This is a genomic window from Dellaglioa sp. CoH-56-MRSF-12, assembly GCF_056782075.1.
The window spans coordinates 1-388 of sequence record NZ_JBXAYD010000036.1 but is presented as its reverse complement, the minus strand read 5'-3'; the positions used below and the strand labels follow the sequence as shown (position 1 = coordinate 388).

Here is a 388-nt window from a genome sequence, read left to right as displayed (position 1 = left end):
ATCCATCGCAAGCTGCACGTCTGGACTGGCGTGGCCCGAGTTCAGCAGGATGTTGATCTTGTACAGCTGCTTGTTCGCAAACACGTTCCATGCGCCAGCGACTTGAAGCGACGTAACAGCACCGCCCGAGTTACCGCCCGCCATATTCACAGGAGTACTGACCGATGAGATAATGGGAAGAGGTGTCGGCGGGCTCGGTACGTTCGACGTTACCCGAATGTATTGCGAGAACGGGTTAATCGCTTGTTCAAGCTCTGTCTCCAGACCATTGCTGTCCGTGTAATCGGTCAGCGAACATTTGAATTGCTCGATCGGGTACTGAGTGCTGCGTGTCGTGTCGTACACCGAAACACCAAACGTCGGGGACGGCGGTGCGGCCTTCGTCGGG

The 388-nt window shown here is 56.2% G+C and carries 1 protein-coding gene; it reads right to left on the bottom strand.

The features are described from left to right. Nucleotides 1-388, bottom strand: a 388-nt coding sequence (locus tag AC1RPY_RS07705; RefSeq protein WP_481763099.1) for a hypothetical protein, incomplete at both ends; no start/stop codon positions are given.